General features: G+C 71.5%; 9 protein-coding genes and 1 pseudogene. 6 read left to right on the top strand and 4 right to left on the bottom strand.

Features of this window, described 5'->3' with window-relative positions:
- The 3 genes from FVS66_RS22970 to FVS66_RS22960 form a co-directional block, all read right to left on the bottom strand.
- A partial coding sequence (locus FVS66_RS22970; RefSeq protein WP_149183093.1) for an NADH-quinone oxidoreductase subunit C occupies nucleotides 1-606 on the bottom strand: 606 nt, incomplete at its 3' end.
- Nucleotides 603-1,253, bottom strand: a complete 651-nt coding sequence (locus FVS66_RS22965; protein WP_149183092.1) for an NADH-quinone oxidoreductase subunit B family protein — start codon at nucleotides 1,251-1,253, stop codon at nucleotides 603-605. The genes FVS66_RS22965 and FVS66_RS22970, both read right to left, overlap by 4 nt.
- A complete protein-coding gene (locus FVS66_RS22960) occupies nucleotides 1,244-1,636 on the bottom strand; it encodes an NADH-quinone oxidoreductase subunit A (protein WP_149183091.1) in 393 nt (130 codons plus the stop codon). Before FVS66_RS22960 ends, FVS66_RS22965 begins: the two co-directional genes overlap by 10 nt.
- 181 nt (nucleotides 1,637-1,817) lie before the next feature.
- Between FVS66_RS22960 and FVS66_RS22955 the strand changes: the two genes are divergently transcribed.
- The 4 genes from FVS66_RS22955 to FVS66_RS22940 all read left to right on the top strand — a co-directional run bounded on the left by FVS66_RS22955 (nucleotide 1,818) and on the right by FVS66_RS22940 (nucleotide 7,031).
- Nucleotides 1,818-2,972, top strand: coding sequence for a sensor histidine kinase (locus FVS66_RS22955; protein WP_149183090.1), 1,155 nt, complete (start codon nucleotides 1,818-1,820; stop codon nucleotides 2,970-2,972).
- A gap of 117 nt (nucleotides 2,973-3,089) precedes the next feature.
- Entirely contained in the window at nucleotides 3,090-3,749 is a 660-nt protein-coding gene (locus FVS66_RS22950; RefSeq protein ID WP_316248208.1) for a response regulator transcription factor, read from the top strand.
- Nucleotides 3,750-4,012: 263 nt separating this feature from the next.
- Nucleotides 4,013-5,989 (top strand): 2-oxoacid:acceptor oxidoreductase subunit alpha, encoded by a 1,977-nt coding sequence (locus FVS66_RS22945; RefSeq protein ID WP_149183088.1) that lies wholly within the window; start codon nucleotides 4,013-4,015, stop codon nucleotides 5,987-5,989.
- Nucleotides 5,979-7,031, top strand: coding sequence for a 2-oxoacid:ferredoxin oxidoreductase subunit beta (locus FVS66_RS22940; RefSeq protein WP_149183087.1), 1,053 nt, complete (start codon nucleotides 5,979-5,981; stop codon nucleotides 7,029-7,031). The genes FVS66_RS22945 and FVS66_RS22940 overlap by 11 nt, the downstream gene beginning before the upstream one ends.
- A 97-nt stretch (nucleotides 7,032-7,128) precedes the next feature.
- Here the strand turns inward: FVS66_RS22940 and FVS66_RS36205 are convergent, their stop codons facing one another.
- Nucleotides 7,129-7,260 (bottom strand): hypothetical protein, encoded by a 132-nt coding sequence (locus FVS66_RS36205; protein ID WP_262387157.1) that lies wholly within the window; start codon nucleotides 7,258-7,260, stop codon nucleotides 7,129-7,131.
- Here FVS66_RS36205 and FVS66_RS22930 point away from each other — a divergent pair.
- Together FVS66_RS22930 and rarD are read left to right on the top strand one after the other, a co-directional pair.
- A pseudogene (locus FVS66_RS22930) lies at nucleotides 7,256-7,555 on the top strand (KR domain-containing protein); the annotation flags it as partial. The gene FVS66_RS36205 and the pseudogene FVS66_RS22930 overlap by 5 nt on opposite strands.
- A gap of 119 nt (nucleotides 7,556-7,674) precedes the next feature.
- Nucleotides 7,675-8,709 carry an EamA family transporter RarD gene (rarD, locus tag FVS66_RS22925; protein ID WP_262387155.1) on the top strand — a complete coding sequence of 345 codons (1,035 nt, stop codon included), beginning with the start codon at nucleotides 7,675-7,677 and terminating at the stop codon, nucleotides 8,707-8,709.
- Nucleotides 8,710-8,753 lie beyond the last annotated feature (44 nt).

Below are 8,753 nucleotides of genomic sequence, written 5' to 3'. Positions count from 1 at the left end.
GGTGCGGGCCGGGCGGGCCGGGGCGGGCGGGAGCTGGCCCTTCAGGGGGCCCCACTCGTTGGGGTCGGGCACGCCGGGCGGGAGCATCTGGCGCCGCTTGGGGCCGCCGTGCTCGGATTCGCCCGGCTCCTTGGCGCCGGGCCACGCCTTGGCGACACGTGCGGCCAGCACGAAGTCCTTGCGGAGCGGGTGGCCCTCGAAGTTCTCGGGGAGGAGGAGATGCACCGGGTTGGGGTGGCCCTCGAAGATCACGCCGAACATCTCGTGCGTCTCGCGCTCGTGCCAGCCGGCGCCCGCGTAGATCTCCACCGCGGTGGGGAGCACGGCGGCGCTGTGCGGGACCGTGGTGCGCACGAGGAGGCGGCGGACCTGCCGGCCCTCCAGGGCGACGACGTGGGCGCAGACGCGGAAGCCCGTGCCGGGCTCGTCGACCGCGCTCAGCCAGTCGAAGTAGGTGCAGCCCAGCTTGTCGCGGGCGATCTCCAGCGCGGCGATCCACGAGCCGGCCGGGACGTCGACGGTCAGCAGGTCGTAGGCGCGCTCCGCCGTGGCCTCGGCGCCGAAGATCTCGGTGACGGCGTCGGGGAGGGTGTCGTACGCGTTCATGACGCATCGCCTCCCGGCGCGGGCGGCGGGGTGACCAGGCCGCTGCGCAGGGCGGCGGTCGACGGCCGGGCGGCCGCCCCGTAGCCGTACCGCTCGTGCAGCGACTCACGGGCGATCTTCTCCTGGAGCTTCAGGATGCCCTGGAGGAGCGCCTCGGGCCGCGGCGGGCAGCCCGGCACGTACACGTCGACGGGGATGATCTGGTCGACGCCCTTGGTCACCGAGTACGAGTCCCAGTACGGGCCGCCGCAGTTGGAGCAGGCACCGAAGGAGATGACGTACTTGGGCTCGGGCATCTGCTCGTACAGGCGCTTCACTGCGGGCGCCATCTTGTCGGTGACCGTGCCGGAGACGACCATCAGGTCGGCCTGGCGCGGGCCGGGAGCGAACGGGATCACGCCGAGGCGGATGAAGTCGTGCCGGGCCATCGACGCGGCGATGAACTCGATGGCGCAGCAGGCGAGACCGAAGTTGAAGACCCAGAGGCTGTAGCGGCGGCCCCAGTTCAGGACCACCTTCATCGGTTCGGGCGCCAGCCTCGACAGCACACCGAGCCGCTGCGGCTCGGGCAGCGGTACCGGCACCGCGGCGGCCGCGGCCTGCTCGGAGGTCACCGGCTCGGGGGTGGCGCCGGGAGTCACGTCCATGTCAGGACGCCCTTCTTGTACGCGTAGAGCAGTCCCACGGCCAGGAAGCCGAGGAAGATGAACATCTCGACCAGCGTGGTGGCGCCGTATCCGGCGTCGGCGAAGACCGTCGCCCACGGGAAGAGGAAGATCGAGTCGACCGCGAAGATCACATAGAGGAAGGAGTACACGTAGTAGCGGACCTGGGTGTGGGCCCAGCCCTCCCCCACGGGGTCGACGCCGCACTCGTACGTCAGCATTTTCTCCGGCGTCGGCACGACAGGCCGCAGCAGCCGCCCGGCGGCGAACGCGACGGCCACGAAGAGCACGCCGATGACGGCGATGAGTCCGACGACCGAGTAGCTCTGGAAGTAGTCGGCCGCGAGCCCGGTCTGTTCCGGCACGTCCGTCCCTCTCTCCTCCTGCCCCCACGGGCGCCGATCCGGCGATCTGTACGCACGGGAGTCTAGGCCCTGGCAAAGCGCGGGTAATCAGCCGTGCCACACATGAGGTGGGGTTATCCCCACCCGCCCCCACCCATGTGCCCCATGGCGCACCCGACTTCGCCCCGGCAGGCTGGTCGCCATGACCACGCCCAGCAACCGCCCGGCTCCCGTTCCTCCCTCCCGTACCGGGTTCGGGGCGGCCATGTGGAAGGAGGTCTCCCACCTCCTGTCGAACCTGCCAGTATCGCTCATCGCCTTCGTGTACGTCACGGTCACGGTGGTCGCCGGGGCGGCGCTGTCCGTGACCGTCGTCGGGCTGCCGCTGCTGGCCGCGGGGCTGGCCGGGGCGCGGTTGCTGGGCCGGGCGGAGCGTGCGCGGGCCCGGGCGCTGCTGGGCGTACGGGTCGACGAGCCGAGCCGGCTGCCGTACCGGCCGGGGAGCGGGCCAGTCGCACGGATCTGGACGACGCTGCGGGACCCGGTGGCGTGGCGGACGGTCCTGTTCGGGTTCATCCGGCTGCCGTGGGGGGTGCTGACCTTCGCCCTGACGCTGGTGGGGCTGACCGTACTGCTGCCCGCGCTGCCGTATGTCGCCCGTGCCCTGACGAACGCGGACAGGGCGATGGTGCGGGGGCTGCTCGGGCCCTCGGACGGGCTGGAGCGGCGGGTCGCGGAGCTGGAGTCGGACCGGGGCGTGGTCGTGGACGCGGCCGCCGCGGATCTGCGCCGTATCGAACGCGACCTGCACGACGGCGCCCAGGCCCGTCTCGTCGCCCTCGCCATGGACCTCGGCCTGGCCAGGGAGAAGGCCACCGAGGACCCGGAGGCCGCGGCGCGCATGGTCGAGGAGGCCCACGGCGAGGTGAAGCTCGCCCTCCAGGAGCTGCGCGACCTCGCCCGGGGCATCCACCCCGCCGTCCTCACCGACCGCGGCCTCGACGCCGCGCTCTCGGCCGTCGCCTCCCGGTGCACCGTCCCGGTCACCGTCGACGTGGACCTGCCGAACCGGCCCGCCCCCGCCATCGAGGGCATCGCGTACTTCACCGTCTCGGAACTGCTCCAGAACGTCTCCAAGCACGCCCGTGCCCGCCACGCCACCGTCGACGTCTGGCGCACCGGCGACCGGCTCCTCCTCCAGGTCGCCGACGACGGCCACGGCGGCGCCGACCCCGCGGGCGGCACCGGCCTGGCCGGCCTCGCCGAACGCCTCGACGCCGTCGACGGCATCCTCGCCGTGCACTCCCCCGCCGGCGGGCCCACGACGGTCAGCGCCGAACTGCCCTGGCGCGGTTGAACGCAGTTGAACACTGTTCGCCCGTAGGGGCGGAGATCCTGCGATGCTGGTGACGACGGTGGACATCACCGGACCTGAGCGGATCGAAGTGGGGGGCGGGGGACCGTGGACGACAGGGTGCGGGTGGTCATCGCCGAGGATTCCGTACTGCTCCGGGAGGGCCTGACCCGACTGCTGACCGACCGCGGGCATGCCGTGGTGGCGGGGGTCGGGGACGCGGACGCGCTGGTCAAGACGGTGGACCGGCTCGCCGCCGACGGAGCGCCGCCGGACGTGGTCGTCGCCGACGTACGGATGCCGCCGACCCACACGGGCGAGGGGGTCCGGGCGGCGGTACGGCTGCGCAGGGACCACCCGGGTGTCGGGGTGCTGGTGCTGTCGCAGTACGTCGAGGAGCGGTACGCGACCGAGCTGCTGGCCGGCAACAGCCGTGGCGTCGGCTATCTGCTGAAGGACCGGGTCGCCGACGTACGCGAGTTCGTGGACGCGGTGGTGCGCGTCGCGAACGGCGGCACCGCCCTCGACCCGGAGGTGGTGGCGCAGCTGCTGGGCCGCAGCCGCCGGCAGGACGTACTGGCCGGGCTGACGCCACGCGAGCGGGAGGTCCTCGGTCTGATGGCCGAGGGCAGGACGAACTCGGCGATCGCCCGCGAGCTGGTGGTGAGCGACGGGGCGGTGGAGAAGCACGTCAGCAACATCTTCCTGAAGCTGGGCCTCTCGCCGAGTGACGGGGATCATCGACGGGTACTCGCGGTGCTGACCTACCTGAACACCTGAGACCCGGGCACGCGGCCTCCTGAACGGCCTAGGACCAAAGTCCGGGCCGTGAGTGCCGCTCCAGTGGAACACAGGGGGAGACGAAGCATGATGTTCCAGGACATACGGGCGTCTCAGAGCGGCGTCCATCATATGAGCGGTCCAGGGAAGGGAACCCTTACCGACGTAGGGTGGGCCTTGGGACGGCCGGTCGTCCGGCCGTCTTCCGAGCGTTCTCCCGCCGACGGCGGGGAGATCCCTTGTCTCGAGGGAGGTCCAGTTCAGTGACCAGCCAGGTCAGTAGCCCGGCCGAGCAGACAGGCGGCGCGGCCAAGGCGGCCCGGGAGGCCGGCGAGGCCGCCGCCGGGGAGCAGCGCGGCACTCTCGCGCAGCGGCGTGACTCGGAGAAGGAGGTCCGCCGTCTGGACCGGGTGATCATCCGCTTCGCGGGTGACTCCGGCGACGGTATGCAGCTGACGGGTGACCGGTTCACGTCGGAGACGGCGTCCTTCGGCAACGACCTGTCGACGCTGCCGAACTTCCCCGCCGAGATCCGCGCCCCCGCCGGGACCCTTCCGGGTGTGTCGTCGTTCCAGCTGCACTTCGCCGACCACGACATCCTCACCCCCGGTGACGCGCCGAACGTGCTGGTCGCGATGAATCCGGCGGCGCTGAAGGCGAACATCGGCGACGTGCCGCGCGGCAGCGAGATCATCGTCAACACCGACGAGTTCGCGAAGCGCGCCATGGCGAAGGTCGGCTACGAGACGTCGCCGCTGGAGGACGGCTCCCTGGACGGCTACCGCGTCCACCCGGTGCCGCTGACCACCCTCACGGTAGAGGCGCTGAAGGACTTCGGGCTGTCCCGCAAGGAGGCCGAGCGGTCCAAGAACATGTTCGCCCTGGGTCTGCTGTCGTGGATGTACCACCGGCCGACCGAGGGGACCGAGCAGTTCCTGCGGCAGAAGTTCGCGAAGAAGCCGCAGATCGCCGAGGCGAACGTGGCGGCCTTCCGGGCGGGCTGGAACTTCGGCGAGACGACCGAGGACTTCGCCGTCTCGTACGAGGTCGCCCCCGCGGCGTCCGCGTTCCCGACGGGCACGTACCGCAATATCTCCGGCAACCTCGCCCTGTCGTACGGACTGATCGCGGCGTCCCGGCAGGCGGATCTGCCGCTGTACCTGGGCTCGTACCCGATCACGCCCGCGTCCGACATCCTGCACGAGCTGAGCAAGCACAAGAACTTCGGTGTGCGGACGTTCCAGGCGGAGGACGAGATCGCCGGTATCGGCGCGGCGCTCGGCGCGGCCTTCGGCGGGTCGCTGGCCGTGACGACCACGTCGGGCCCGGGTGTGGCGCTGAAGTCGGAGACGATCGGCCTGGCGGTCTCCCTGGAGCTGCCGCTGCTGATCATCGACATCCAGCGCGGCGGGCCGTCGACCGGCCTGCCGACCAAGACGGAGCAGGCCGACCTGCTCCAGGCGATGTACGGCCGGAACGGCGAGGCGCCGGTGCCGGTGGTCGCACCCCGGACCCCTGCGGACTGCTTCGACGCGGCCCTGGAGGCGGCGCGGATCGCGATCACGTACCGCACGCCGGTCTTCCTGCTCTCCGACGGCTATCTGGCCAACGGCTCCGAGCCGTGGCGCATCCCGGACCTGGACGACCTGCCGGATCTGAGCGTCACGTTCGCGGCGGGCCCGAACCACACCCTGGACGACGGCACGGACGTCTTCTGGCCGTACAAGCGCGACCCGGAGACACTCGCACGCCCCTGGGCGCTGCCGGGCACGCCGGGCCTGGAGCACCGTATCGGCGGCATCGAGAAGCAGGACGGCACGGGCAACATCTCCTACGACCCGGCCAACCACGACTTCATGGTCCGCACCCGCCAGGCCAAGGTCGACGGCGTCGCCGTGCCCGACCTGGAGGTCGAGGACCCGGACGGCGCCGACACGCTGGTGCTGGGCTGGGGGTCCACATACGGGCCGATCACCGCCGCCGTGCGCCGGCTGCGCGGCGCGGGCGAATCGATCGCGCAGGCGCATCTACGCCATCTCAACCCGTTCCCCGCGAACCTGGGGGAAGTCCTGAAGCGGTACGAGAGGGTCGTCGTCCCGGAGATGAACATGGGCCAGCTCGCGATGCTCATCCGCGCGAGATTCCTGGTCGACGCGCGCAGCCACACCCAGATCAACGGCATGCCGTTCAAGGCCGAGCAGCTCGCCAAGGCCCTCAAGGAGGCCATCGATGCCAAGTGAAGCCCTGACCCTGGTGCCCAAGGCCGAGACCAAGCAGTCCATGAAGGACTTCAAGTCCGACCAGGAAGTGCGCTGGTGTCCCGGCTGCGGCGACTACGCGATCCTCGCCGCCGTGCAGGGTTTCATGCCCGAGCTCGGTCTGGCGAAGGAGAACATCGTCTTCGTCTCCGGCATCGGCTGCTCGTCCCGTTTCCCGTACTACATGAACACCTACGGGATGCACTCCATCCACGGCCGCGCCCCGGCCATCGCGACCGGTCTGGCCAGCTCGCGCCGGGACCTGTCGGTCTGGGTGGTCACCGGTGACGGCGACGCGCTCTCCATCGGCGGCAACCATCTGATCCACGCGCTGCGCCGGAACGTCAACCTCAAGATCCTGCTGTTCAACAACCGGATCTACGGTCTGACCAAGGGCCAGTACTCGCCGACCTCCGAGGTCGGCAAGGTCACCAAGTCGACGCCGATGGGCTCGCTGGACGCGCCCTTCAACCCGGTGTCGCTGGCGCTGGGCGCGGAGGCGTCGTTCGTGGCGCGGACCGTCGACTCGGACCGCAAGCATCTGACGGAGGTGCTGCGACAGGCCGCCGACCACTCGGGCACGGCGCTGGTGGAGATCTACCAGAACTGCAACATCTTCAACGACGGCGCTTTCGAGATCCTCAAGGACAAGGAGCAGGCCGAGAACGCGGTGATCCGCCTGGAGCACGGGCAGCCGATCCGCTTCGGCCCCGAGGGCTCGAAGGGTGTCGTACGGGACCCGGCGACCGGCGACCTGAAGGTCGTGGACATCACGCCGGAGAACGAGACCCGGGTCCTGGTCCACGACGCGCACGCGACCTCCCCGACGGGAGCGTTCGCGCTGTCGCGGCTCGCCGACCCGGACACGCTGCACCACACGCCGATCGGGGTGTTCCGGAGCGTCGAGCGTCCGGTGTACGACACGCAGATGGCGGACCAGCTGGACGCGGCGGTCGAGCAGCACGGCAAGGGCGACCTGGCGGCGCTGCTGTCCGGCAACGACACATGGACGGTCGTCGGCTGACCCGGCTCCCCACGCGCTCCGCACAGTCCACGGGACGTGATTCCTCCACGGGACGCACTGCGCGAGGCCCGGTCCTGAACGGCTGGTGACGGCCGGCTCAGGACCGGGCCTCGTCGTATGCCCGGCGGGCCTGCTCGACGGCACCCAGGGACCGCTCGGACCAGCGCGCCGGGGCCCACACCTGCTCGGCCGCCTCGCGGCCCAGCGCGGTCGGCGAGTAGTTGCACATCGGCCGGGCGTACGAGCTGAGCGGCGACACCGCGTGGTCGTTCGCGGAGTACGCGGCGGAGATCGCCCGCCAGTCCGGCAAGGACATCGTGTACAGCGACGTCCCCGCCGGGACGCACCTCGAGATCCTGACGGGCGCGGGCCTTCCCGAGGCGTTCGCCGCGATCCTGGTCGACGTCGACCAGGCCATCGCGCGCGGGCTGCGGGCCGGGACCGGCGGGGACCTCGCGCGGCTCATCGGCCGGCCGACGAAGCCACTCGCGGAGAGCGTCGCCGAGGCGCTCAAGTCCCTGTGACGGACGCGTCATGACCGTATCGCGATACGGGCATGACAGGCCGTCCCACGCGGCGTTACCGTCATCCGGACAGCGGGCGCGGGACGGCGGACGCCGGGGATTCGAAGGGCGGGCGGCGAGTGGCGGCGAGGAGTGGCGGGGGCGGCGGGGCCGGCGGCGACCAGAAGGCCGGCCTCCTTTACGGCATCGGGGCCTACGGCATGTGGGGCCTCGTCCCCCTGTACTGGCCCCTGCTTCAGCCGGCGGGAGCCGTCGAGATCCTGGCCCACCGGATGGCCTGGTCGCTCGTGGCCGTCGCGGTCGCGCTCCTTGTCGTACGCCGCTGGGCCTGGATACCGGATCTGGTGCGCCAGCCGCGCAAGCTGGGCCTGATCGCGGTCGCCGCCGCGGTGATCACCGTCAACTGGGGCGTCTACATCTGGTCCGTGAACGCGGGCCATGTCGTCGAGGCGTCCCTCGGCTACTTCATCAACCCGCTGGTCACCATCGCCATGGGCGTCGTCCTGCTGAAGGAGCGGCTGCGGCGGGCGCAGTGGGCGGCGGTGGGCATCGCCTTCGCGGCGGTGCTGGTGCTGGCCGTCGGGTACGGCAGGCCGCCGTGGATCTCGCTGGTGCTGGCGTTCTCGTTCGCGACGTACGGCCTGGTGAAGAAGAAGGTCAATCTGGGCGGTCTCGAGTCGCTCGGCGCGGAGACCGCCATCCAGTTCCTGCCGGCCGTCGCGTACCTGCTGTGGCTGGGCTCCCGGGGCGAGGCCGCCTTCGGCACGGCGGGCGTCGGGCACATGGCGCTGCTCGCGTCGACCGGGCTGGTCACGGCGGTGCCGCTGGTCTGCTTCGGGGCGGCGGCGATTCGGGTGCCGCTGTCGACGCTGGGGCTGCTGCAGTACCTGGCGCCGGTGTTCCAGTTCCTGCTGGGCGTCCTGTACTTCCGGGAGGCCATGCCGCCGGAGCGGTGGGCGGGGTTCGCGCTGGTGTGGCTCGCGCTGACGATCCTGACGTGGGACGCCTTGCGTACGGCGCACCGCACCCGCGCGCGGGCGGCCCGGCTCGCGGCGGAGGCGGCGGCCAGGACCCAGTCACCCTCGGGGACCTCCGTGCCGACCGCCGCCGAGCGCCCGTCGGCCACTCCGGAGCCCGAGGCGCCGCGCGTCTGAGTGCGGGGCGCCCTCGTGCGCGGCCCTCGCCCCCCGCGACGCGC

Origin of the sequence: Streptomyces sp. TRM49041 (genome assembly GCF_008271805.1) — a bacterium.
Taxonomy (GTDB): domain Bacteria; phylum Actinomycetota; class Actinomycetes; order Streptomycetales; family Streptomycetaceae; genus Streptomyces.
This window is presented reverse-complemented; position numbering and strand designations above follow the sequence as displayed.

Bases quoted from the DNA above. Each gene is read 5' to 3' on its own strand.
- FVS66_RS22955 (WP_149183090.1), top strand. From the start codon at position 1,818: ATGACCACGCCCAGCAACCGCCCGGCTCCCGTTCCTCCCTCCCGTACC.
- FVS66_RS36205 (WP_262387157.1), bottom strand. From the start codon at position 7,260: ATGTGCAACTACTCGCCGACCGCGCTGGGCCGCGAGGCGGCCGAGCAG.
- FVS66_RS22940 (WP_149183087.1), top strand. From the start codon at position 5,979: ATGCCAAGTGAAGCCCTGACCCTGGTGCCCAAGGCCGAGACCAAGCAG.
- FVS66_RS22965 (WP_149183092.1), bottom strand. From the start codon at position 1,253: ATGGACGTGACTCCCGGCGCCACCCCCGAGCCGGTGACCTCCGAGCAG.